We start from the raw sequence: 24,416 nt of genomic DNA, 5'->3' as shown, positions 1-24,416 counted from the left end.
CGAGATGGAGGTCAAAACAATTAAAGGAAGAATTATTAAAGGAATCGGAGGTTTTTACTATGTAAAAACCTCCGATTCACATAATGCGATAGAATGTCGGGCAAAAGGTTTATTCAGGCATCAGAAAATTACTCCGACAGTCGGTGATTGGGTAACAATCGAACTTTCTGAAGTTGAGAACAGTTGGGTAATAGATACTGTTTTGCCAAGAAGAAATTTGTTAATAAGACCACCAGTAGCCAATGTTGACATTGGTTTGATTGTATTTGCTTTAAAAAACCCTCGTCCGGATTTGCTGCTGATTGATAAACTCTTATTACAGTCAGAAATCAGCCAGGTAGAACCCATTCTTTGCTTTACTAAAACAGACCTAGTAAATCCTAAAAAACTAGAAGAAATTAGTGATATTTACAGGAAGACACCCTATCAGATCTTATTTTTAGATCAGAAAAACGAGTCCTCAATGAAACCTGTATATGAGATTATTAAAGGCAAAACCGCCTTTTTAGCCGGCCCATCGGGTGTAGGTAAATCAACGCTGGCGAATTTTTTCTTTCAAGAAACAGTGATGGAAACCGGCGGGTTAAGTGACAAGTTAAAAAGAGGTAAGCACACAACACGTCATGTGGAACTGTTAAGTTTAGATTTAGACACTTATTTGGTAGACACGCCAGGATTTTCGTCATTTAAGGTTCCGGAAGGGATCGATCCCATCGATTTGCAGGAATATTTTCCTGATTTTGTAAAAGGAGAATGTCGTTTTTCCAGCTGTGTTCATGATAAAGAACCAGATTGCTCTGTGAAAGCAGCAGTGGAAAATAACGAAATCAGTAAGAGTCGATATGAGCATTATCTATTTTTCTTAAATGAACTGAAAAAGGGGTTGTTTATGTGAAAGCGATTATATTTTCAAATGGTGACTATAGAGATAAAGGATTTTACCAAAATTACCTTAGAAATTCCGCTGGATCTTTTATTATTGGTGCTGATGGAGGTGCAAATTTTTTAATGGAGATTGGGATTTGTCCTGACTTTCTGGTGGGAGATATGGATTCAATTTCAACAGCCACATATAACTATTTCAAAGAAAAGACTATAGTCGAAAAATATCCGGCAATGAAAGATCAGACTGATACTGAAATTGCAATTCAAAAAGCAATTGAATTAAAAGCTACAGAAGTTGTGATTTTTGGAGGAATGGGTGACCGTATTGATCATAGTTTGGGAAATATTTATTTGCTTTCACGTTTATTAAAAAAGGGAATTAGGGGGCAAATAAAAAATGAAAAACAGGAAATTATTTTAATCGATGACGAGATTACGCTTTCATATCCAGTAAAAACGGTTGTTTCAATTCTCCCTATCGATGGAGCCGCCAGTTCTATCTGGATTGAGGGATTTTTATATCCCGTCGAAAATGGAGATATGACTATAACCGAGCCATATGGCATCAGTAATGTTACAAATGAGGCTAGTCAGAAGATTCGGGTAGGACAAGGAAAACTGCTGATTATAGCAAACCGGGAATAAAAAAAAGAGCCCTAAGGCTCTTCGCTTGAATGATTATGCGCGTTCGACTTTTCCGGATCTTAAACAACGTGTGCAAACATTTACTCGTTGTGGTGTTCCATCAACAACAACTTTAACTCTCTGTAAATTTGGTTTCCAAATTCGTTTATTGTGTTTATTTGAATGACTAACCGAGTTTCCGGATACAACGGTCTTTTTACATACAAAACATTCTTTAGCCATGACATTCCCTCCCTTACGCTTACCTTTTATAAAACAAGGTGTATTATATCATGAAAAAACAAAATAATGCAATAGAAATTTTGACTTCCAAGAAAATATTATGTAAAATAAGATGAATAATTGATAAGGAGCAAAACAGTGAAGATAAATACTGAATCAGGATACATAGACATTACTAAAAAAGCAATTGCTGATATTGCCGGAAATGCGGCGATGGAGTGCTATGGCTTGGTTGGAATGGCCCATAAACGTGGGAAAGACGGTTTGATCGAAATACTTGGCGGTGACCAGGCCAATAAAGGCGTTGGGATTTTTATTGAAGATGAACAGCTGATCATTGATTTATATGTGATTGTAGAACAGGCTATAAAAATTTCAGTTGTTGCAGAAAATATTATATCCAATGTTAAGTACAATGTTGAAAAACAGACATCTTTAAAAGTAAAGCGGATAAATGTAAATGTGGTAAGTGTACGTGTTTAAATCGGAGGACAGCATGAATAATCAGAAAATAGATGGTACCGTATTAAAAACTATGTTTGAGTATGGCGCCCGGAATCTCGAGCTTAATAAAAAAATAGTTGATGAATTAAATGTTTTTCCGGTACCGGATGGTGATACAGGAACGAATATGTCACTTACGTTTAGTCATTCAGTTTCAGAATTTGAAAAGATTGAAAACCTTAATATCTACAATGTATCTAAAACTGCTTCTGCTGGGGCTCTGATTGGAGCTAGAGGTAATTCCGGAGTTATCCTTTCTCAGTTGCTCAGAGGCTTTTCTGAGGGCTGTAAAGGAATTGAGGACCTTGACATTGATAAACTCTCAAATGCTCTTAAATTGGCATCTGACGTAGCATATAAAGCTGTTATGAAACCAACAGAGGGTACTATTCTAACTGTCGCCAGGGAGATGGCAGAATTTGCCCTCGAAAACAAGAATCAGTTTACTAACCTCAAGCTGTTTATGGAAGCCGTCCTTGACCATGGAAAAGAAACACTTAAGCGAACCCCGGAACTACTTCCGGTGCTTAAAGAAGCAGGTGTTGTCGATGCAGGTGGTCAGGGCCTCTTGTTTATTCTGGAAGGGGCATATAAAGCTTACAATAATGAAGAACTTGAATTGGAGTCCTTGCCGGAAAATCCTGTTAACAGTAAAAGTTCATCGCTTGATAAATTTGTCGATGATTCTCATATGAGACCAGAAGATATCACTTTTGGTTATTGTACAGAGTTTATCATTCGGGATGCACATAATGTTGATGAGCTGGCATTAAGAGAGTATCTAAATACTCTTGGTGACAGTGTGGTTGTAGTAAAAGATGATGAAATTGTAAAAGTTCATTTACACACGGATCATCCCGGTTTGGCGCTTGAACGTGGCGGTTCACTGGGAAGTCTGACGCGGATGAAAATTGATAATATGCGTGAACAGTTTGCCGGAAAGGGAACTAAATCGGATGAAAAAATGGAAAATTATGGATTCATTGCAGTTTCTCCAGGTGATGGTCTAACTGATTTATTTAGTGATCTGGGAATTAAAAGAGTTATTTCCGGCGGACAGACGATGAATCCCAGTACGCAGGATTTCCTAAATGAAATTGATCAGATGAATGCAGAGACGATTTTTCTGTTTCCCAATAACAGCAATATAATGATGGCTGCCAAACAGGCGGCAGAAATATCCGATAAAAATGTATTTGTGATAAACAGTAAAACGATTCCTCAATGTGTTTCAGCAATGATCGCATATTCGCCTGAAGAAGGGCCTGATGATAATTTTGAGGCAATGAATGAAGCGCTGGAACACGTTTTAACCGGAGAAGTGACTTTTGCCGTTCGAGATACCAAGATTAACGGTCTGAAGATTAAAAAAGACAATGTAATTGGAATTTTTGACGGGGAAATAAAAGAAGCCGGGAAGGATATTGAGGAGGTCACACAAAAACTGCTTGATGCAATGGTTTCAGAGGACGCTGAACTTATAACGGTTTATTATGGTAAGGATGTTTCGGAAGAGCAGGCTGAAAATCTTGCTGAACTGCTCGAGGAACGCTTTGAAGAATGCGATATTGAGGTTCAATATGGTGGACAACCGCTTTACTTTTATATTCTTTCTGTCGAGTAAACAGGTGTAAAATGGATTATAATCAGTCTGTTAAGACCATAAAAGGTGTTGGCGGAAAACGTGAAAAGATTCTGAATGAGAATGGCATTTATATAGTTAAAGATTTGCTCAATCTCGTTCCACTGAAATATATTAATCGAAATTTTTTTCTGACTGCAGAAGGCTTAGCTGAAAATGACAAAGGGACGATTAAAGCAGCGATTGAAAAAATTTCTGCTAACCAGTTTATGAAAAACCACCGTAGCTTTTTTACTTTAAAAGTTTTATGGGAAGAGAAGACGGTTAATATTCGCATTTTTAATCAGCCCTATTTAAGAAATTCATTTATTTTGGGTGCAACGTATTATTTTTTTGGACACTTAAAGAGGGAGAATAATCAGTATCAAATGATTAATCCTCAATTTGTTCGCGTTAATAATCCTGGTTCGTTTTTTGAGTTTGAACCCGTTTATCCAACAATAAACGGGATATCATCAAAAAATATTAGAAAAATGATGAAAGAAATATTTAGTCATGAAATCTGGATCCCGGCTGATATACCCAAATCAATACGGTCTGAGTATCAGTTATGTAATAAGGCGGAAGCGTTTAGAAAACTGCATATTCCTGAAAAAATGGAAGATGTTGAAATTGGTATTCGGCGATTTAAATTTGATGAAGCATTAAAAATTAATATGGGAATTTTGCAGTCCAGAAATCAGGATAGTGTTTCTGATGTGGAGTTGTCATATTTTAAAGGATTAGAGATTTTCGTTGAGTCTTTACCCTTTGAATTGACGCATAGCCAGAAAGTCATTATTCAGGAAATAACCGATGAAATTGTCAAAAGAACATCAGTTAATCGCCTGATTCAAGGTGATGTGGGTTCAGGTAAAACAGTCATTGCCGTTGCGATTTCATGTCTTCTGGCCCAAAATGGCTATCAGATCGCTTATATGGCGCCGACAGAAATTTTAGCACGGCAGCATTATGAGACCTTTTCAAAGTTGTTAAAAAATTTTGACATTACGATTGACATTCTAACGGGGAGTCTAAAAGATAAGCAGAAAAAAACGATCTATGAAGGTCTTAAAAATGGAGAAATCTCGATTATTATAGGGACTCATGCTCTGATCCAGAATGAGGTTGAATACTATAACTTGGGGCTTATAATAACTGATGAACAACATCGTTTTGGCGTTCGACAAAAAGGACAGCTTTTTTTGAAAGGAAAGAATCCTCACACGCTTGTTATGAGTGCAACACCGATTCCCAGAACACTTTCGCTGATATTGTATGGGGATTTAATGGTTTCAGTGGTTAGCGAGCGTCCAAAAGGTAGAAAACCTGTAAAAACCCACTGTTACAATGAAAAGAAATTGCCTGATATTTATGAATTTGTTAAAAATGAAGTTAAAAAGGGCAATCAGGCTTATATTATATGCCCATTTGTTGAATTTTCAGAAAATATGGAAAATGTTAGAGATATTGGCAGTGTTTTTGATGAATTGAAGGTTGAATTTGAGCCTGAAATAATTTGTGCATACTTGCATGGAAAAATGACAGCAGATGAAAAGAATGATACAATAACACAATTCAGTAATGGTTCGATAAATGTATTAGTCGCAACGAGCATTATTGAAGTTGGGATTGATGTAATGAATGCAAATACGATTGTTATTCTCAATGCCGAACGTTTTGGATTAGCACAGTTACACCAGTTACGTGGTCGCGTGGGCCGTGGGTCAAATCAAGCATGGTGTTTTCTGGTGACAAATATTACAAACTCAGAAACGATCGAACGGATGAGAATTATTGTTAACAATCATGAGGGCATAGATATTGCTGAAGCAGACTTAAAGCTAAGAGGTCCTGGAGATTACTTTGGTTACAAACAGCATGGCTTACCGGAGATGCGTTTCTTAGATCCACTTGGAGATCTTTCAATCATTGAAAGCACGAGAGAAATTGCAAAACAAATGATAGATTCTAATGAAAAAGAGATGATGATATGTGCAGATTCTGTGCTGCATTCATTCTATGAATCGGTAAATGAAATTGCGTTAAATTAGGAGAATTCTATGAGAATAATTGGTGGCGATAAACGTGGAACAAAACTGGTGCCTGTATCAAGCCAAGGCATTAGGCCAACCTCTGACAAAATCAGGGGAGCCATCTTTAACAGTCTGCAGTTCGAAATTCACGAGCTGGAAATATTCGTTGATTTATTTGCCGGAACAGGTGCAATGGGGATAGAAGCATTAAGCAGAGGTGTTAAAAAGGCCTACTTTTTTGACATATCCGAAAAAAGTTTGCAAATCGTTAAAAAGAATGTTGATAAAGTTGGATATAATGAACGAAGTGAGCTTGTTCATATTTCCGCAGAAGACGGGATTAACTTACTGAAAGATAGTCAGATAGAAGTTGATTTAATGTTTCTTGATCCGCCATATGTTCAAGGCGATTCGATCGACAAGCTTCTTGATTTAATAGAATCTAAAGAAATTTTGAGTAAAGGTGGAAAAATAGTGATAGAAACAGAGAAATCTGTTATAATGCCATTAGAAAAAAATACACTATTTTGTTACAAAAAAAAGACATATGGAAATACTTTAGTATATTTTTATGTTAAGGAGACAAATGAATTCTAAAATAGCCATTTATCCGGGAAGTTTTGATCCCATTACTCATGGACATCTTGATATTATTGAAAGAGCATCAAAAATATTTGATAAAGTTATTGTCTGTGTTATGTATAATAACACAAAAAAATATCTGTTCTCACTTGAAGAACGGGCAAATTTAATTCGTGAATGCGTCAATTCTCTGGAAAATGTTGAAGTTGACTGTTTTGATGGTTTGCTGGTTGAGTATGCCCGACAAAAAGATACCAATATCATTGTCAAGGGGCTTCGCGCTTTTATTGATTTTGAATATGAGTTTCAGATGGCTTTGACCAATAAGCATCTTGATAATGATATTGAAACTTTTTTTATGGTAACAAATAATAAACATTCATACATCAGTTCAAGTCTTGTGAAAGAGTTGGTGAAACTGAATGGGGATGTGGAGGGTTTTATACCTGAAAATGTGAAAAACGCAATGCAAAAAAAGTTTGAGGAAGGATGTATTTGAGCATGATACAAGAATTACTGGCGGATCTGGAAACTTTAATAGAAAGTGGGAATACGCTCCCTTTTTCTTCTAAATCTTTGATTGATCCGGAAGAAGCCATTGATTTAATTGAAGAAATTAGGGAAAGGTTGCCAGATGAACTATCTGAGGCTAAAAAAATAGTTTCTGAACGGAAACGGATTTTACTGGCTGCACAAAATGAAGCTGATCGTATTAAAAAAGAGGCAGAGAAAAGATATCGTGAATTATTGGATAATAATGCTATGACAAAATCAGCAACAGGTTACGCCAATGAAATTATGCGTAATGCCAATAATAGTGCGAGAGCATTAAAAGTTGGAACGCAAAACTATGCGGATAAACTTTTGTATAATATCCAGCTTCAATTAAGAGAAATAAATGAAGAAATTGAACAGAACCGAAAAGAAATTAAGAATATGAAATAACTGAATGGGGGTATGTATTATGGCATACCCTTTTTTATTAAGAAAAAGGTGAAAAAATGATTGAATTAGGTAAAATTCAGGACTTGACAATTAATCGGTTAACACCACACGGTGCATATTTAACAGAAGCTAATGATGACAAAGATGCTATACTGCTGCCTGGAAAAGAATTATCGGAAAATGATCAGAAAAATGATCGATTGTCAGTCTTTGTCTATCGGGATTCAAAAGATCGATTAATTGCAACTAAACAAACTCCTAAAATAACTTTAGGTGGTTTTGCACCTTTAAAAGTTGTCGATATCACTAAAGTAGGGGCCTTTCTTGATTGGGGTTTAGAAAAAGATCTTTTATTACCATATAATGAACAGATCATCAAAGTCCACAAAGGACGTGAATATCTCGTTAATTTATATATAGACAAAAGTGATCGACTTTGTGCTACGATGAAGATTTATTCGCTACTTAAAACAAATTCGCAGCATAAGCCAGGCGATTGGGTAGAAGGTTACGTTTATCAGATTAATCCGGAGATAGGTGCTTTTGTAGCTATAGAAAATCTATATCATGGTTTAATACCAATTTCTTCAATGAATGAAGATACGCGGTGTGGGGAAAAAATTAATGCTCGCGTGACAGAAATCAGAAGTGACGGTAAACTTGTTCTTAGTCCAAATCGTAAAGCATATAAAGAAATTCCAGCCGATGCAAAAAAAATTATGGATAAATTGAATGAAAAAAACGGCGTTCTTCCATATAGTGATAAAAGTGATCCAAAACTTATAAAAAAAGAGTTTAATATGAGCAAGGCTTCATTTAAAAGAGCTGTTGGACTTTTGTTAAAAACCAAAAAAGTGCGTTTATCTGAAAAAGGAATAGAGCGAAATGGAAAGTAAAAAATCAAGAGTTGTCATCATTGGTTGCGAATCATATGATCGGGATTTGGTCTATCAACGTTTAAAAACAGGGATTGATCTTCTTGGAGGGATTGAGCAATTTGTTGCTGCTGATGAGAAAGTGTTGTTAAAACCTAATTTACTCAGAGGAAAAGACCCCGATGCAGCGCTCACAACCCATCCATCTGTGTTTGAAGCAGTAATAAGAATTTTACAAGATGCCGGAATTGATGATATTTCTTTTGGTGACTCGCCAGGCGTCGGTACACCAGCAGGAGCGGCTAAGACGAGCCGTTTAATGGAAGTTGCTAATGATTTTTCTATTCCATTAGCTGACTTTAAAGATGGCGAAACAGTTGATTTTTTTTCGGGGAAGGTCACAAAAAAATTCCAAATTGCAAATGGTGTTCTGGAAACGGATGCCATTATAAACCTGCCTAAAATGAAAACACATGGTCTTACACGTATTACTGGTGCCGTAAAAAACTCATTTGGCTGTGTATATGGTCTAAACAAGGGCCTGTCACATGGTCGTTACCAGGATGCTGGCAGTTTTTCTAAAATGCTGATTGATCTGAATCGCTACTTAAGCGGGAAAATGCGATTATCAATCATGGACGGGATTTTGATGATGGAGGGGAACGGACCGGCATCAGGAAATCCCAGAATTATGGAAGTTTTAATGATTTCAGATGATCCGGTCGCCCTGGATGCTACCTTTGCCCGAATGATTGATTTGGCTCCTGATTATGTGCCAACAATAAAATATGGTCACGAAATGGGGTTGGGTTCTAAAGATACAGAGGAAATTCTTTTACTAGGTGATGAGTTTGATCTGTTTTATGATCCAGATTTTGATGTGACCAGAAAACCTGTTGATTCCGAGGAACGTTCAATATTGGCTGGATTCAGTAAATTAAATGGCTTATTGCTGCAAAAACCTGTAGTTGATAAGGATAAGTGTATAGGCTGTGGCGTTTGTATGGAGGCCTGTCCGCTTGAAAAGAAAGCAATAAAAATGGTTAAAAGATCTAGAAGAACTTATCCCCTTTATTTATACCATAATTGTATTCGTTGTTACTGTTGTCAGGAGATGTGTCCGGAGGGAGCCATATCAGTAAAAACACCTTTATTGGGAAAATTGTTAGTGTGAAGCAAGTTTATTCAAGATCGTTAATTAGTTATCAAATTCAACGGGATAAACCTGAAAAAAATTTTAAAAATAAGAAAAAATACTTTAAACATCACAATATATAGTCTAAACGTTGTAATATTTACTGTGTTTAGAAGAAAAACATTGACAGACCTTTGCGATTTTTATATGATATAAGGAAATATTTAAAAAGGGAGTGATTCCACTGTTAGCATCAAAGTTGATTTTAAAATGTTTAGAAAATGAAAATGTTGAGTATGTGTTCGGTTATCCGGGTGGTGCTTTGCTGCCGATTTATGAGGCGTTCAGATCTTCAAACCTGAAACATATTCTGGTTAGAAACGAACAGACGGCGCCCCATTATGCCAGTGGATATGCACGAGAATCTGGAAAGGTTGGAGTATGTCTGGCTACATCGGGACCGGGAGCTACTAATCTTGTTACCGGAATTGCCACTGCCTATTTAGATTCAATACCGATTGTCGCCATTACTGGGCAAGTAGATAGAAATTTAATTGGTACAGATGCGTTTCAGGAAGCAGACATTACAGGAGCCACAGCGCCTTTTACCAAGCACAGTTATCTTGTTAAAGATGCAAAAGATCTTCCTAAAATCATCAAGGAAGCCTTTCATATTGCGTCGACCGGGAGACCGGGACCAGTTTTGATTGATATTCCGAAAGATGTTCAGCTTGAAAATGTAAAAAATGGTTCAGATTATGAAGACATTAATATTTTAGGCTACAATCCAACGACACAAGGACATGCAGGGCAAATAAAACGGGCTGTCAGAAAGATTAAAAGTGCTTCCCGTCCTGTGATTTACGCTGGTGGTGGTGTACTGCTTGGAAATGCTCGTTCAGAATTAATTGAATTTGCTGAGAAATTCAGTATACCTGTTATTACTTCGTTGATGGGAATTGGTGCTTTTCCTGAAGATAATCCCTTATATTCCGGAATCGTTGGAAGTCACGGCTATGAGTATTCCAATATTGTGATGAATCAGGCAGATTTAATTATCAATATTGGCGCACGGATGTCAAATCGAGCGACTTTTAAATTGAAAGATTTTGGTGAAGAGATAGATTTTATTCATATAGATATCGATCCGGCAGAAATTGGTAAAAATATTGATACTAATGTTCCGATCGTCGGTGATGCTAAAAATATCTTGTCAGATTTGTTGGAGCAGGACATGGCCATGAATCATGATGAATGGATTGAAAAAATATCAGAAATAAAAACAGAGAACCCATTGGTTTATGATGCAGATCCACCTTGTAGTGAACTTATTAATCCTAAAATCTTATTCAAGTCCTTATCAGAAATGACCTCAGATGATACAACTTTGGTTGCTGACGTTGGATTGAATCAGATATGGTCTGCACTTTATTATCGGGTCAATAAAAATCGCAAGTATTTTACTTCAGGTGGGCTGGGAACCATGGGGTACAGCATTCCTGCTGGTGCTGGAGCAAGATTTGCTTCAATCAACCAGGACCGTCAGACTTTTATTGTTTGCGGCGATGGAAGCTTTCAGATGAGTATGGGTGAGCTTGGTGTAATCGCTGAACATCAGCTAGATGTTAATATAATCCTGATTGTTAACCACAAGCTGGGGATGGTTCGTCAGTTACAGTGCGATACTTATGGTAAAGGTCATTATAGTGGAACCGATATTGCATTTGATATTGATTTTATTACTTTGGCGAAAGCCTATAATATTAAATCGTTTGCGGCGTCAACGAATGATGAGTTCAACCAAATTATTCCGGAAGCTCTTGCCCATAAGGGACCGACCCTGATAGTATGCCAGGTACATCCGGATTTCATTAGAATTTAGGGGGAAGAAATGGAGAAAAAAACCTGTTTATCATTACTCGTAGAAAATAATTTTGGTGTGCTCAGCCGGATTTCTGGCCTGTTTGCCAGAAGAGGTTATAATATTGACAGTTTAACGGTTGGAACAACAGAAAATGCCGAAGTATCAAGAATAACTATTACTGTAACCGGTGATGAGCAAATTCTGACGCAAATTAAAAAGCAGCTTAATAAATTGATTGATGTTATCACTGTAATTGAGCTTAAACCTGAAGACTCGATTACTAGAGAACTGGTATTTATTAAGGTCAAAGCCGATGATACCAATCGTACACAGATTGTTCAAATCTGCAATATGTTCCGAGCAAATGTTGTTGATGTTGCAAGAGAAAGTCTGATTCTTGAGATTACTGGAACCCGTGATAAAATTGATGCTTTCTTTAATATGATAGAACCCTATGGCATCCTGGAATTTATTCGGTCTGGAGATACAGGACTGCAACGGGGAGCTAACGTATTATCGTATTAAAATGAGGATGTAAATTGATTTAAAATGTTATAAAAATTAAAAGACATTTGTCAGTATTTTGCTGTTTTAGCTGCTGATGAATGTCTTTTTGATTACTGTAAATAAACAAATAATCCAAAACCGAAATTAAAGGACACAAAATTTGTAATAGATTGTCTGCTTTTTACTATTAATAAAAATAATTTGGTGTATAATTAAAGGCAGAAAAGTTTAGGTATTTTGAAAGGAGTTTCTATAATGAATAACGATACGAACGAGTCTAATTGTTCCTGTTGTCAGGGGAATGAAAAAATTCAGTTTGATGCGCTGGAACCAGTTTTGAAAAAATATCAGGAGATCCCTGGAAGCCTGATTTCAATCCTTCAGAAGGCTCAGGAATTATATGGATACTTATCTGTTGAGCTGATGCGCTATATTGCATCGAAAACACAGACGGGTATTGCCAAAGTTTACGGGGTAGCAACTTTCTATACTCAATTTCGTTTTGAGCCAGTGGGGAAATACCTGATTATGCTATGCCAGGGAACGGCCTGTCATGTCAACGGATCAAAAATGATTGAAGAAACCATTTCTGAGGTTCTTAACATAAATGAAGGCGAAACAACAGAAGACGGGCTGTTTACGCTTAATAATGTTGCCTGTCTGGGATGTTGCAGTCTATCACCTGTAATGATGATCAATGACGACACTTATGGTCAGCTGACTAGCGAAAAAGTTAAAAATATTCTGAGTGAAATTAAGCAAAATAATCTTACACAGGAGGAAAAATAATGAAAATCATCATAGGAGAGGGATCCTGCGGGATTGCAGCTGGTGCTCATAAAGTTGAAGAACGATTTGATTCTCTGATTCATGAGCATGGTGTTTCAGTTGAAATTGAAAAAACGGGTTGTATCGGAACCTGTTACCTGGAACCTATTGTGGACGTAGTCGATGATCAGGGAAAAAAGCTTACCTTTGTTAATGTTTCAGAAGATGATGTAGCTGCAATCGTTGCGGATTACATTATTAATGGAAATGAATTGAGTTCATTAGCGATCAGTGATGAAGATATTGAGATGATCGATTCGCAGAAAAGAATAGTATTAAAAAATTGTGGGCGAATTAATCCGGAAAGTATCGAAGCCTATATTGCTGTTGAAGGTTATGCAGGTGCCATGAAAGCTTTGACAAACATGACGCCTGAAGAAGTTATTGAAGAAATTAAAATTTCAGGGTTAAAAGGCCGAGGCGGTGCTGGTTTTCCAACCTGGTTCAAGTGGGATGCGGCCAGAAAGTCAGAAGAAACGCCGAAGTATCTGGTCTGTAATGCCGATGAAGGAGATCCGGGAGCTTTTATGGATCGAAGTGTGCTGGAAAGTGATCCCCATGCTCTAATAGAAGGGATGATCATTGGAGGCTATGCCATTGGCGCCAATGAAGGGATTATATATGTTCGGGCTGAATACCCGTTGGCTATCAAACGGCTAAATAATGCAATCGCTCAGGCAGAAGAAAAAGAAATGTTGGGGACTAATATTTTTGGTAGCGGATTTGATTTTAAGATGCGTATTAAAGCTGGGGCTGGAGCCTTTGTATGTGGAGAAGAAACAGCTTTGATTGCTTCTTTAGAAGGTGAGAGAGGAATGCCTCGTCTTAAACCGCCTTTTCCGGCGCAAAAAGGTTTTTTTGCCAAGCCAACAAATATCAATAATGTTGAAACATTTGCCAACGTTCCCTGGATTTTTAGAAACGGTGGAGCAGAATATGACAAATTAGGAACTGAAGGCAGTAAAGGTACCAAGGTTTTTGCACTAACTGGAAAAATCAAACGTGGTGGATTGGTGGAAATTCCCATGGGGCTTAGTTTGAGAGATGTCATCTTCAAAGTTGGTGGTGGGATTAAGGAAGACAAAGAATTTAAGGCAGTTCAGATGGGTGGACCATCAGGTGGCTGTATTCCAGCAAGTCTTTTGGATACGCAAATCGATTATGCAGAAATTACAAAAACAGGTGCGATCATGGGATCTGGCGGGATGGTTGTTATGGATGAAACCACCTGTATGGTAGATATGGCTAGATTTTTCCTCGAATTCACTTGTAAAGAATCGTGTGGTAAATGCACCTATTGTCGAATTGGCACAACTCGTATGCTGGAAATTCTCGAAAGAATTACCCATGGTGGGGGCCAAGATGGCGACATCGAATTGCTTGAAGAGCTTTGCTATAAAATTAAAGAAGGCTCATTGTGTGGCCTGGGCCAGACAGCTCCTAACCCGGTTTTAACCACATTAAAATATTTCCGTAATGAATATGAAGACCACATTTACAATAAAAAGTGTACTGCTAAAAGTTGTAAGCCTTTATTGACCTATTCTGTGATTACAGATAATTGTGTTGGCTGTGGAGCATGTCGTCGAAATTGTCCAGTAGAAGCAATTTCCGGTGAGAAAAAAATGCCACATGAAGTTAATCAGGAAGTCTGTATAAAATGCGGTAAATGCTTTACAGTCTGTAAATTTGATGCTATTAATGTTGAGTAGGAGGAAGTGATGAGTAAAATCGAATTAATAATAGATGGTCAATCCGTTTCTGGTTTACCTAAGCAGACCATTCTTCAGGTAGCCAGAGAAAATGGTATCGAAATACCGACCTTATGTTATGACGATCGAATGGACATATACGGTTCATGTGGTCTTTGTGTGGTTGAAATTGAAGGCAATCCCAAAATTTTCAAGTCCTGTGCTACTGAAATTTCTGAAGGGATGGTTGTTAAAACAAATACAGACCGCGTTAACGAATCCAGAAAAACAAATCTCGAGTTATTGATGTCAAAGCATATTGGCGACTGCGTTGCGCCATGTAAGCGTGCGTGTCCAGGGACTACTGACTGTCAGGGATATGTTGGCTTGATTGCCAATGGTGAGTTTGAAGCAGCCTTAGAGCTACTCAAGGAACAGCTTCCTTTTCCGGGAGCAATTGGCCGCGTTTGTCCTCATCCGTGTGAAACAGCCTGTCGACGTGGTGAAGTCGATGAACCCATCTCAATAATGGATTTAAAACGTTTTGCCGCTGATTATGATATGGTTGATGAAATGTTTATGCCAGAAATTAAGGCTCAAACCGGGAAATCTGTAGGGATTGTTGGTGGCGGACCGGCTGGGCTTAGTGCTGCATATTATCTGATTCAGTCAGGTCATTCGGTAACAGTTTATGACAAAATGCCTAAAATGGGTGGAATGCTACGTTATGGAATACCAGAATACCGTTTGCCTAAAGGTGTCGTTGATGAGGAAACAGATCTCATTGAGAGAATGGGCGTTGTTTTTAAAAACAATGTTCAAATCGGCAAAGAGCTTGAATTTAGGGCTTTGCGCAATAGTCACGATGCCCTATATATTGCCATTGGCGCATGGGTAAGTAGTGGACTGCGTTGTGACGGAGTTGACGCAGATGGAGTAATTGGTGGAATCGACTTACTCAGAAGTGTAACAAATAATGAACCCTTTAAAATTGGAGAAAAAGTTGCTATTGTTGGTGGTGGAAATACAGCAATGGATGCCTGTCGAACTGCTGTGCGTCTGGGTGCTAAAAAAGTATATAATATTTATCGACGAACCAAGGCAGAAATGCCAGCAGAGGAAATAGAGATCATTGAGGCCGAAGAAGAAGGCGTCATATTTAAGAATTTAACTAATCCATTGGAAATAGTTAAAGATGAGAGTGGCACTGTTTCAAAAATAAGACTTCAAAAAATGGAACTGGGAGAACCGGATGCCAGCGGCAGGAGACGACCGGTTGCGATCGAAGGACAGGAAGAAGTCCTGGATGTAGATACAGTTGTACTGGCTATTGGACAGGGAATTAATCCTGAAGGCCTTGCTGACTTAGAATTGACAAAATGGAATACGATTCTGGCAGATGAGACTAGCTATACAACCAGCTTAAAAGGTGTTTTTGCCGGTGGAGATTGTATTAATGATGGGGCTTCTATTGCTATAAAAGCAATAGGTGAGGCAAAAAAAGCAGTTGCTACGATCGAAGCTTATCTTGCTGGCGAAGAGATCGAATATCATGAGCCATACTATGTGACAAAAGAAGGCCTGGATCCGGATGATCTGGAAAAAATTAAAGAACATAAACGACCAGGTATGAGTCATCTTGCTGCAATAGAAAGAAAAAATAATTTTCTTGAAATTGTCAATGGATTTACGGAAGAACAGGCGATAGAAGAAGGTAGCAGATGTCTGGAATGCGGTTGTCAGGACTTTTTTGAATGCAAGCTTTTTGATTATGCAAATCAGTACCAGGTTGAACCAGAACGTTTTAAAGGCAAAAACCTTAAAGAGGAAATTCAGGATGATCACCCCTTTGTTATTCGCGACAATAATAAATGTGTTACTTGTGGTTTATGTGTGCGAGTTTGTGAAGATATTATTGGTGTTTCAGCGCTTGGATTGGTAGACCGTGGTTTTGATACTTTGGTTGAACCGGCATTAAAACAGCCTCTTAATCAGACAGGATGCATCAGTTGCGGCCAGTGTATTGCGGTTTGTCCCACAGGCGCGTTACAGGAAGCGCCGCAAGGTATCAAACCAGTTCCATATAATACAGACAAAACTGATACTACCTGCGCTTATTGCAGTATGGGCTGCCAGATGACAGTAGAAACTATGGGTAACACAATTGTTAAAACGGTTCCTCAGGATGACCATTTAAATGATAATAAAGGAATTATGTGTGGACGTGGTCGATTTGGTACAGGTCTTTCACAGCAGGGAGAGCGAATTACGCAACCATTAATAAGAAACCTGAAGGGGGACCTGGAAGAAGTCAGTTTCTATGATGCTTTTGTGTACACTGTTAAGAAAGTTCAGGGACTTACTGCTCGCTATGGAAAAAATGCAGTGAAGATGGCTATTTCACCTAAATATACAAATGAAGAGCTAGATGGATTTATTAAATTATCAGATATTTTACAGACTGAAATGTTTAGTTTTTCAAACGTTATTCGGGGAGAAGAAGCAGTATTAGGTAGCTCCATGTTTCCGACCGATGCAGATGCTTTAAATAAAGCAGATGCCATTGCGGTATTTGGTGTTCCAGCTAATCCGGTATTACACTATCAGCTTAAGAAAGCTCAGGAGAATGGCGCCGAAATATTCGCCTTTAACCCCTACCAGACCGGTCTTGACATATTTGCTGAAGAGCTGGTGATGGAAGCTGATGATTTACGGTTTATCGCTGAAATGTTAGTTTATATCTGCAATAATACTGAGAAACAAGGCTGCGACAACCTAAAAGACACGCTTAAAGGTATCGTACCAACTGCTCAGAGCGAAGTTTTTGCAGAATTTTTAATGGATAGAAATAATATCCTATTTATCATCGGTGATGCCTATATTAATACCAGCGAAGCAGGTGCGATGATTGGTAATCTCTTTGCCCTGGTAAATAACGATTTAGGTAATCCAGCTAGTGGGATAATCCGTATTCCGACAAAAAATAATTCGAATGGTTTGAATCTGCTTGGTGTTACTAAAACATCAGATTGCCTGGCTGGAGCAAAAGGTTTGCTTAATTTTGGTGAAGATACAACTGCAATAAGTGACGATCTTGAATTTTTGATGGTTCAGGATACGCATCTGACAAAAACTGCATTAAAAGCAGATGTTGTCATTCCGGCATCAGCGTCTACGGAAAGTTCAGGAAGTTATATAAACTATAATTATCAGCTAATGAAGTGTGTACAGCCTGTTGTTTCGACATTAGAGTGGTCAAATTTTGAAATGGTGGAAGCAATGGCAGAAATTATGGGATCTTCCTTGAAATTTGCTCAGACAGAAATATCTGAGCAGATTAAAGCTCAGTTTGGTGTAGAAAATTACAATCAGACTGTTAAAAGAAATAAAAATATTACTGACGGAGTTGATTTTAAACCGTATCAGGAAGGATTGCTATTTAACAAGGCTGAAAATACAGATTATTTAATGAAAGTAATTGAAGAACGCCTAGAAAAAGAAATCAATTAAAATAGAGTAAAAAAACAGCTGAATTATATTGATGATATATAATTCAGCTGTTTAAATATTGTATTATAAAATCTTAAAACGAGTTCAGTTGAATAATTTAACCTTTTAAGACATCAACAATTTCCTGAATAATAGTATTGGCATCATCATAAGGGACCTGACACGTTCCAACCATTTTATGTCCGCCGCCACCGTGTTTCAGCATAAGTTGACCAATATCAGCAGAACAGGAACGATTTAAGATACTGTATCCACAAGCAATGGAGACGTTCTGTTTCTGTTTTCCATCTACTATCCAGAGTGAGACATTTTGTTCTGGATAAAGACTGTAGACCATGAAGCGATTTCCTGTATAAATAGGACTTACATCTCGTAAGTCAGTCACAATTACATTATCATACACTTGGGTGTGGTTCTTTACCATGTCAGAAAACTGAAGTGACTGCTCATGATACACATCGACACGTTCTTTAATATCTGGAAGGGCGAGAATTTCTTCGATTGGAAGATTTCTAAAATGATTAATCAATTCTTCCATTAACTGATAATTACTGATTCTAAAATTTCTAAATCGACCTAATCCGGTTCGTGGATCAGAAATAAAACCTAGTAAAATCCAATCAGTAGGATTCAGGATCTCATCCTTTGTAAGATTTCCAGAATCGACTTTATCTACCGCTTCAATCATTTTCTGATAATTGGGAAACTGTTGAGCACCACCATAATATTCATAAATAATATGAGCGGCAGAAGGTGCCTGTCGGCTTTTACCTTTAACTCCAAGGTGCCAGCCAACACGTTCTTTCTCAGAAGTATGGTGATCAAACCACATACCGCATCCGGGAACATAAGGAACATTGGCCAAAACATCATTTTCTGTAGGTGTAAAAAGACCATCTTGCAAATCTTTTGGATGGACAAAAATCCAACTGTCAATTATATCAACTTCTTTTAGTAGCATACCACATATTAATCCATCAAAGTCTGAACGTGTAACTAAACGCATCTAACATCCTCCTGGTATAAAGAAAATTCCTATTGAAAATTTCTACAATTACATAATAGTATACCATATTATTTAGCTTTTAACCATGAACATTGAAAAAAATCATTTGAACATGGACTAGAATTGTAGTGAGAGGAATAATTGCCGGTAGCTTAATTAAAAATAAAGTTTAGTTACAAAATATTAGTTGGAATTTTGTGTAATTTACGCTATTATGGGTAAAAAGCTTATGCACATTTAATAAAAAGCAAACAAAAATGATTACTTTAATAAGTCTATTAATTCAATATTTATTACAAAACTCAAAGCAAAAAGGCGGTGTAATATGAAAAGTGTAAAGATAATGATCGTTGATGATTCTACATTTTCAATTGGGATGCTGAAAAAAATGCTTGAAAAAGGTGGTCACGAAATTATAGGAACCGCTTTAGACAAAAAAGAGGCTATTGAAAAAGCGAAACAGTTGCAACCAGAACTAATTACAATGGATATGACCCTTCCTGATGGGAATGGAATTGACTGTTCCAGAGAAATTTTAAAAGATAACAAAGATGCAAAAATTATTGCTATAAGCGCGATGATGGATGATGAAATTGTTGAACAATCAAAAGCTGCAGGTATTCTTGGTTATTTGCAAAAACCAGTTGATCAGGAATTGCTGGATGCCGAAATTAGCCGAATTTTTGCGGGTGATGAACTGTTTACACTGATAGAAAATAATTATCAGGCTGCTTTTAGTGAGTCTATTTTCAGTTTTTTGAAACACCAGATCGGTGGCGAAATTTCAATAAATACTAATCAGGTTGATGATTCTAAAATGAGAAAGTCTATGGGTGTTTCTGTCTCAGTTGGGATAATAGGGTGTCATGATGGACGTTTTATAATTGATATGAGTGAAACAACTGCAGTTTCAATGACAAAGCAAATTATGGAAGCGGAAGAAACGTCGATTGACGATGCAATTCAGTTTTTAAGTGAACTTGCAAATATCATATCAGGAAATTCCTGCTCACTATTAAATGGTTTAAATCGTTCATTGGGGTTACGCGTTTCACCGCCAACTATTATTCGTGGTAAGGATGTAAGATTTGCAATTGGAGATATGATGAATAGTTCTTTTCAAGTTGGTACAGATTTGGGTGAATTATTTATTAATATCGGCTTTCAAAAGGGGGATGGAGTATGGATGTAAATTTATTAAATCCATTTATTGAAGCAGTTAATTCAGTGCTTCCACAATTGGGCTTTCAGAATATAGAGAAAAAAGGAATCTCTGAAAAAAACGGTAAACTGTCTTTTAATGGGGTAGTTTTAACGTTGGGAATTGTAGGCGATAAAAAGGGGAATGTGGTTTACTCAATTGACTTGGAAGGTGCTAAAAATATTGCATCTATCATGATGATGGGGATGCCTGTGGAAGAATTTGATGAAATGGCTCAAAGTGCTCTTTCTGAACTATCAAATATGCTAACCGCCAATGCTACAATAAATTTTTCCAATGAAAATATAAATGTTGATATATCTGTCCCAACCATGATGAACGGTGAAAATATTGAATTAAGCATGAATAAAGCAGAAATCCTCGAAGTTGATTTTGAAATCGACGGGATTTCTCTTTCTGTGCATCTATCTCTAGACTAATAAAAACTAAAGCTGATACGGTCTATCTTAAAGAAATTCATATTATTTTATTTTTGCAACGTAATGGGTGTTTTGACCTTTACTGGTTTTTCTTGCTTCAACAGTAAAATGGTTGAGCGATAACAGTAGAGGTCTTAGTTTTTGGTGACCATAGTTTCTGGTGTCAAAGTCTGGATAGCGATTATTTAAACGAGAGCCAATTTCTCCCAGATTTGCCCATCCATCTTCGTCTGATATTTCATTAATGATCGTTTTAATCGATTGAATTAGTTCTTTTTTACTGGCCATACCATCCTTATGGTTGCCAGTTTTTTCTGCTGAATCACTATTTCCCGGATGCTCAGACTGATTTGCAAGGACTTCAAGATATTTAAACTTTTCACAGGCAGAAATGAAAGGTTTTGGTGTCTTCTTTTCGCCCATTCCAATAACAATCATTCCTGCTTCCCTAAGCCTTGTTGCAAGACGAGTAAAATCACTATCACTTGAAACGATACAAAATCCATCGATATTACCAGAGTAGAGAATGTCCATAGCATCAATAATTAATGCCGCATCTGTCGCATTTTTACCAGTTGTATAACTGTACTGCTGAATTGGTGTGATCGAATAATTTAAAAGAACTGTTTTCCATGAGGACAGTTGCGGTTTTGTCCAGTCGCCATAGATGCGTTTGAATGTCGGCATCCCTATATTTGATATTTCATCCAAAACACATTTTATGTATTTGTCAGAAACATTATCTGCATCAATCAGGACGGCAATTTTTATGTCGTTGCTGTTATTCTCACTCATAATACTCCTCTTTGTTTCAGTCTATTCTACTTAAGTATAAACCATGATGAATACAATTACAAGATAATCGGTTTATTCGAAAATTAAAATTGAGAGCTTCGATTTCGATAAGTTATTTATTGATAAAGCTTATATAATAAAAAATTGGGGGATAAATAATAGCTTATTAAACGTGAATAGACAACAATATAAAAGGAACCCGTATTAAACAGGTTCCTTAGTTTGTGAATCGAAATCACTATTATTTCTGATAAGCACTTTTTTTAATGACGATAGCTGATCCAATTAGAATCAACAGTCCCAGACTTGCAATCAGAGCCTGCGTCGTATAATCATCAACAACGCCTGTTTTTGGATTATCAGACATTACTTTTGTTGTACAACATAAGTGTAATTCTGAGGCAGTAGTATCCACATCACCATAACAAGGATTGGTATAAATACTGTCATTACTGCTGTAAAGGGCACGAGGATTTTCTCCACCAAGTGCTACCAGATCGAAGCAGCCGTAACGTAATCCTAACCAGTCACCAGCCCATAGACAAGTAGATGTACCATTTTCAGTTTCAGATAAGATATCAGAGTATCCTCCGTTAAAAATCAAATCTGAATTTGCATACATACCTGTACTTAATCCATCAACTGAATACGTGTAGATATCGAAAAATCCACCATTAACGATAATATCATCGCTTGACCAAATACCAGTGGCATCTCCACCATCTTCAGCTGTTGCAATAATATCAAACTTACCACCATTGATGACAATTTCACCAGGAGTTAGGACATTACCGTCCATATCCATAGTTCCGGCAGCAGTTCCAGCAGTATCATCACCGTCTTCAGCGGTTGCGATGATATTGTATTCACCACCAGCAATCGTAATATCACCAGTAGCAGCAATACCACCATCTCCAAAAGCATTTAACGTTCCGCTACCACCAAGCATCAGATCGCCATCGACATCAATTGCATTTCCAGTATCTGTTGCTAAAGTATTTGTTCCTTCAAGGATAACAGACAATGGTGTACCAAAGACCATTGCAATCAATTGCTCACCAGTAAAATCTGTGAGTGTTAACTCATTGTTTGCTACATCAAAGGTATATCCATCACCAACATTATCAGCTAAAACGTTAATTTCGATACCGCCTTTGAAAAGTGCAAGATAGGCAGTAGCAGCTACTTCTACAACAGAATCATCTTCTACTTCAACTTCTTCCGCAATATCTGCAGTTTCAACCACAGCTTGCTCTTCTTCAACCGGTACCTCACTTACCGGTTCTTCAGCGATTGGTTCTTCAACTACTGCTTCTGGTTCCTGTTCAGCCGGTTCTTCTACAACAGGTTCCATTGCATAAGGGTCTTCAGCCACCGGTGTTTCAAGTACCGGTACTGGTTCAACCTCCGCCAGACTTTCGTCAATCTGAATTTCACTTTCGCCAACAACTTCACTTTCCATAGCCATTGCTGAGATTGGAATCATTGAAAAAACCATGAGCACAACCAGCAAAATAGCTGCAAATTTGGACATCTTCCTCACTTTAAATATCTCCTTTCATAAAAATTTGATTGCACGGCACTAAAATGAACCGGCATTTGAAATGAGCGTGCCATGATCTAATTTGAAAGTAGCACATATTCGGAAAATTGTCCATAGATATAAAGGGTAATATTGAGGCGTATAAAGATATTATATAGCTCAATGTTGATTTATATAATATATTGCATGAATATCAATTTGATTTTTTTTGTTTAAATGATTACTACTACGTATTTATAGTCGATTGCATGGAATTCAACAACTCTTTTTTAATCTTAAATGGTTTAATAAAATTCCTGAAGCTAGGTAATAAATTTGAAGCAATAATGGTTATCAGGATAAATATATTTTAGAAAAATATTTACTAAGAAAGGGAAGATTGTTTTATTTCTAAAAATCAGGGTAAATAGGGTTTTGTAGAATTAATTAAACTCTTTGGATTTTAAGATAACGAGGTCAAAAGCAATGGCAAATGAAGCAAGTCCAAATAATTTTTTTAAACGAATAAAATCATGGAAATACTGGAAAATATCCTTAATTGTTCTGGCTTCGATTATAGCAGTTGTATTTCTTTTGTTTAGTGTTATCTTTGGTGTTTTTTTAATGACTGGTAACAGTTCAGGTGACGTCGCTTATGAAAGTGATCTAATTTACGAGAGTAATGAAGCATATGATAGTACCGATTCTTCTGGCATGAAAGAGACAGAAAGTAGTTCTACTTCGTTTGAAGATTATACTAGCAGCGTTATCTATGCAGGAAGTATGCGTTTGTATGTTGAAAATTTTCAAGAAACTGAAGAAATGATTATTGATTATACGAATTCTATTGATGGTTTTCTTGAATCTTCACAATCTTCTTATATTGATCAGGAACAAGGGATTGAAAACAATTCAGGCTCCTTAACTATTAGGGTGCCAGCAGATAAATTTGAACAGGTTATGATCGACTTGGAAGATTTTGGAGTTGTAGCATATTCGAATACATCAAGTGTAAATATAACCCGAGAGTATCAGGATATTGAGGCCCAGATCAACAACCTGAAAGTTTTTGAGAGCAGACTACTTGAGTATTCTGGAACTGCTGAAAATCTTACGGATCTTTTAGCTATTGAAACTGAATTAAATCGAATCCGGACAGAGATGGATTCTTTGCAATCTTTGATAAACAATTGGAATACAGAAATAGCTTATTCAAGAATTACTATTAGTTTGCAGGAACAAACCTTATCAACAACAGCATTAGAATCGCCATTTTCAGGACTACTGATTAAAATCCAATCCGGTTTTATTGGTTCGATAAACCTCCTTTTAGGGATTATTTCCGCTTTAATTGTTTTGCTCTCATGGATTTTGCCTTTTGTAATTATAATCGTGTTAGTCATTTTTCTTGTCCGAATGGTGAAAAAGAAAAATTTTAAAAATAGAAAAATGAAGAATGAAACTGTTAATGAAAAGAAAAATGATGTTTGATTTCTAAATGATATATTGAAATATGTGATTAATAATCAAATAAAAGAGGCTTGCGATTTTATCGACAAGCCTCTTTAGCATTTGTTATTTCTTTTTACGAGGTAGATGCCT

22 protein-coding genes are annotated in these 24,416 nt (G+C 37.0%); 18 read left to right on the top strand and 4 right to left on the bottom strand.

The genetic code is table 11. The annotated features are described in order from the left end of the window. The first annotated feature begins 4 nt into the window (after nt 1-4). Together rsgA and Q5O24_08145 are read left to right on the top strand one after the other, a co-directional pair. Nucleotides 5-895: a ribosome small subunit-dependent GTPase A gene (gene rsgA / locus Q5O24_08150; protein WKY46361.1), complete on the top strand. Its 891-nt coding sequence runs from the start codon at nt 5-7 to the stop codon at nt 893-895. Continuing rightward, on the top strand, nt 892-1,530 hold the full coding sequence (locus Q5O24_08145; protein WKY46360.1) for a thiamine diphosphokinase: 639 nt from the start codon (nt 892-894) through the stop codon (nt 1,528-1,530). Before rsgA ends, Q5O24_08145 begins: the two co-directional genes overlap by 4 nt. 33 nt (nt 1,531-1,563) lie before the next feature. On the opposite strand, the gene rpmB is transcribed toward Q5O24_08145, so the two are convergent. Next, a complete protein-coding gene (gene rpmB, locus Q5O24_08140; GenBank protein ID WKY46359.1) occupies nt 1,564-1,752 on the bottom strand; it encodes a 50S ribosomal protein L28 in 189 nt (62 codons plus the stop codon). Nucleotides 1,753-1,890: 138 nt separating this feature from the next. Here rpmB and Q5O24_08135 point away from each other — a divergent pair, with 138 nt between their 5' ends. From Q5O24_08135 to Q5O24_08075, 13 genes are all read left to right on the top strand, one after another. Then, nucleotides 1,891-2,235 carry an Asp23/Gls24 family envelope stress response protein gene (locus tag Q5O24_08135; protein ID WKY46358.1) on the top strand — a complete coding sequence of 115 codons (345 nt, stop codon included), beginning with the start codon at nt 1,891-1,893 and terminating at the stop codon, nt 2,233-2,235. Between the two features lie 13 nt (nt 2,236-2,248). Next, the gene (locus tag Q5O24_08130; protein WKY46357.1) at nt 2,249-3,880 is read left to right on the top strand and encodes a DAK2 domain-containing protein; all 1,632 of its coding nucleotides are present in this window, start codon (nt 2,249-2,251) and stop codon (nt 3,878-3,880) included. 11 nt (nt 3,881-3,891) lie between these two features. Next, a complete protein-coding gene (recG, locus tag Q5O24_08125; GenBank protein ID WKY46356.1) occupies nt 3,892-5,931 on the top strand; it encodes an ATP-dependent DNA helicase RecG in 2,040 nt (679 codons plus the stop codon). A 9-nt stretch (nt 5,932-5,940) separates the two neighbouring features. Then, nucleotides 5,941-6,510: a 16S rRNA (guanine(966)-N(2))-methyltransferase RsmD gene (rsmD, locus tag Q5O24_08120; protein WKY46355.1), complete on the top strand. Its 570-nt coding sequence runs from the start codon at nt 5,941-5,943 to the stop codon at nt 6,508-6,510. After that, entirely contained in the window at nt 6,500-6,994 is a 495-nt protein-coding gene (coaD, locus tag Q5O24_08115; GenBank protein WKY46354.1) for a pantetheine-phosphate adenylyltransferase, read from the top strand. Before rsmD ends, coaD begins: the two co-directional genes overlap by 11 nt. Before the next feature lie 2 nt (nt 6,995-6,996). Then, on the top strand, nt 6,997-7,440 hold the full coding sequence (locus Q5O24_08110; protein ID WKY46353.1) for a hypothetical protein: 444 nt from the start codon (nt 6,997-6,999) through the stop codon (nt 7,438-7,440). A 56-nt stretch (nt 7,441-7,496) separates the two neighbouring features. Next, nucleotides 7,497-8,336, top strand: coding sequence for a S1-like domain-containing RNA-binding protein (locus tag Q5O24_08105; GenBank protein WKY46352.1), 840 nt, complete (start codon nt 7,497-7,499; stop codon nt 8,334-8,336). Continuing rightward, nucleotides 8,326-9,489, top strand: a complete 1,164-nt coding sequence (locus Q5O24_08100; protein ID WKY46351.1) for a DUF362 domain-containing protein — start codon at nt 8,326-8,328, stop codon at nt 9,487-9,489. Before Q5O24_08105 ends, Q5O24_08100 begins: the two co-directional genes overlap by 11 nt. A 220-nt stretch (nt 9,490-9,709) precedes the next feature. Next, nucleotides 9,710-11,332, top strand: a complete 1,623-nt coding sequence (gene ilvB, locus Q5O24_08095; protein ID WKY46350.1) for a biosynthetic-type acetolactate synthase large subunit — start codon at nt 9,710-9,712, stop codon at nt 11,330-11,332. Nucleotides 11,333-11,341: 9 nt separating this feature from the next. Beyond that, nucleotides 11,342-11,839 (top strand): acetolactate synthase small subunit, encoded by a 498-nt coding sequence (gene ilvN, locus Q5O24_08090; protein WKY46349.1) that lies wholly within the window; start codon nt 11,342-11,344, stop codon nt 11,837-11,839. Nucleotides 11,840-12,076: 237 nt separating this feature from the next. Then, entirely contained in the window at nt 12,077-12,610 is a 534-nt protein-coding gene (nuoE, locus tag Q5O24_08085) for an NADH-quinone oxidoreductase subunit NuoE (GenBank protein WKY46348.1), read from the top strand. Continuing rightward, the gene (locus tag Q5O24_08080; GenBank protein WKY46347.1) at nt 12,610-14,361 is read left to right on the top strand and encodes an NADH-quinone oxidoreductase subunit NuoF; all 1,752 of its coding nucleotides are present in this window, start codon (nt 12,610-12,612) and stop codon (nt 14,359-14,361) included. Before nuoE ends, Q5O24_08080 begins: the two co-directional genes overlap by 1 nt. Nucleotides 14,362-14,370: 9 nt before the next feature. Next, a complete protein-coding gene (locus Q5O24_08075; protein WKY46346.1) occupies nt 14,371-17,850 on the top strand; it encodes an FAD-dependent oxidoreductase in 3,480 nt (1,159 codons plus the stop codon). Nucleotides 17,851-17,947: 97 nt separating this feature from the next. Here Q5O24_08075 and Q5O24_08070 read toward each other — a convergent pair whose 3' ends face one another. After that, nucleotides 17,948-18,856, bottom strand: a complete 909-nt coding sequence (locus tag Q5O24_08070) for an exopolyphosphatase (protein WKY46345.1) — start codon at nt 18,854-18,856, stop codon at nt 17,948-17,950. A gap of 325 nt (nt 18,857-19,181) precedes the next feature. Here Q5O24_08070 and Q5O24_08065 point away from each other — a divergent pair, with 325 nt between their 5' ends. Continuing rightward, nucleotides 19,182-20,048, top strand: a complete 867-nt coding sequence (locus Q5O24_08065) for a response regulator (GenBank protein ID WKY46344.1) — start codon at nt 19,182-19,184, stop codon at nt 20,046-20,048. Then, the gene (locus tag Q5O24_08060; protein WKY46343.1) at nt 20,039-20,497 is read left to right on the top strand and encodes a chemotaxis protein CheX; all 459 of its coding nucleotides are present in this window, start codon (nt 20,039-20,041) and stop codon (nt 20,495-20,497) included. Before Q5O24_08065 ends, Q5O24_08060 begins: the two co-directional genes overlap by 10 nt. A gap of 42 nt (nt 20,498-20,539) precedes the next feature. Here Q5O24_08060 and Q5O24_08055 read toward each other — a convergent pair whose 3' ends face one another. Together Q5O24_08055 and Q5O24_08050 are read right to left on the bottom strand one after the other, a co-directional pair. Then, entirely contained in the window at nt 20,540-21,292 is a 753-nt protein-coding gene (locus Q5O24_08055; GenBank protein ID WKY46342.1) for an NYN domain-containing protein, read from the bottom strand. Nucleotides 21,293-21,533: 241 nt separating this feature from the next. After that, nucleotides 21,534-22,826: a hypothetical protein gene (locus tag Q5O24_08050; protein WKY46341.1), complete on the bottom strand. Its 1,293-nt coding sequence runs from the start codon at nt 22,824-22,826 to the stop codon at nt 21,534-21,536. 474 nt (nt 22,827-23,300) lie between these two features. Between Q5O24_08050 and Q5O24_08045 the strand changes: the two genes are divergently transcribed. After that, nucleotides 23,301-24,305, top strand: coding sequence for a DUF4349 domain-containing protein (locus Q5O24_08045; GenBank protein ID WKY46340.1), 1,005 nt, complete (start codon nt 23,301-23,303; stop codon nt 24,303-24,305). The last annotated feature ends 111 nt before the right edge of the window (nt 24,306-24,416 follow it).

The sequence above is a fragment of the Eubacteriaceae bacterium ES3 genome, assembly GCA_030586155.1.
Lineage (GTDB): Bacteria > Bacillota > Clostridia > Eubacteriales > Eubacteriaceae > Acetobacterium.
This window is presented reverse-complemented; position numbering and strand designations above follow the sequence as displayed.

Excerpts from the sequence above, each read along its gene's own strand:
- ilvN (WKY46349.1), top strand. The coding sequence starts at position 11,342 with ATGGAGAAAAAAACCTGTTTATCATTACTCGTAGAAAATAATTTTGGT.
- Q5O24_08060 (WKY46343.1), top strand. The coding sequence starts at position 20,039 with ATGGATGTAAATTTATTAAATCCATTTATTGAAGCAGTTAATTCAGTG.
- Q5O24_08130 (WKY46357.1), top strand. The coding sequence starts at position 2,249 with ATGAATAATCAGAAAATAGATGGTACCGTATTAAAAACTATGTTTGAG.
- Q5O24_08055 (WKY46342.1), bottom strand. The coding sequence starts at position 21,292 with ATGAGTGAGAATAACAGCAACGACATAAAAATTGCCGTCCTGATTGAT.
- coaD (WKY46354.1), top strand. The coding sequence starts at position 6,500 with ATGAATTCTAAAATAGCCATTTATCCGGGAAGTTTTGATCCCATTACT.
- Q5O24_08045 (WKY46340.1), top strand. The coding sequence starts at position 23,301 with ATGGCAAATGAAGCAAGTCCAAATAATTTTTTTAAACGAATAAAATCA.
- Q5O24_08065 (WKY46344.1), top strand. The coding sequence starts at position 19,182 with ATGAAAAGTGTAAAGATAATGATCGTTGATGATTCTACATTTTCAATT.
- rsmD (WKY46355.1), top strand. The coding sequence starts at position 5,941 with ATGAGAATAATTGGTGGCGATAAACGTGGAACAAAACTGGTGCCTGTA.
- rsgA (WKY46361.1), top strand. The coding sequence starts at position 5 with ATGGAGGTCAAAACAATTAAAGGAAGAATTATTAAAGGAATCGGAGGT.
- Q5O24_08105 (WKY46352.1), top strand. The coding sequence starts at position 7,497 with ATGATTGAATTAGGTAAAATTCAGGACTTGACAATTAATCGGTTAACA.
- Q5O24_08070 (WKY46345.1), bottom strand. The coding sequence starts at position 18,856 with ATGCGTTTAGTTACACGTTCAGACTTTGATGGATTAATATGTGGTATG.
- nuoE (WKY46348.1), top strand. The coding sequence starts at position 12,077 with ATGAATAACGATACGAACGAGTCTAATTGTTCCTGTTGTCAGGGGAAT.
- Q5O24_08110 (WKY46353.1), top strand. The coding sequence starts at position 6,997 with ATGATACAAGAATTACTGGCGGATCTGGAAACTTTAATAGAAAGTGGG.
- Q5O24_08100 (WKY46351.1), top strand. The coding sequence starts at position 8,326 with ATGGAAAGTAAAAAATCAAGAGTTGTCATCATTGGTTGCGAATCATAT.
- Q5O24_08075 (WKY46346.1), top strand. The coding sequence starts at position 14,371 with ATGAGTAAAATCGAATTAATAATAGATGGTCAATCCGTTTCTGGTTTA.
- Q5O24_08050 (WKY46341.1), bottom strand. The coding sequence starts at position 22,826 with ATGTCCAAATTTGCAGCTATTTTGCTGGTTGTGCTCATGGTTTTTTCA.
- recG (WKY46356.1), top strand. The coding sequence starts at position 3,892 with ATGGATTATAATCAGTCTGTTAAGACCATAAAAGGTGTTGGCGGAAAA.
- Q5O24_08080 (WKY46347.1), top strand. The coding sequence starts at position 12,610 with ATGAAAATCATCATAGGAGAGGGATCCTGCGGGATTGCAGCTGGTGCT.
- rpmB (WKY46359.1), bottom strand. The coding sequence starts at position 1,752 with ATGGCTAAAGAATGTTTTGTATGTAAAAAGACCGTTGTATCCGGAAAC.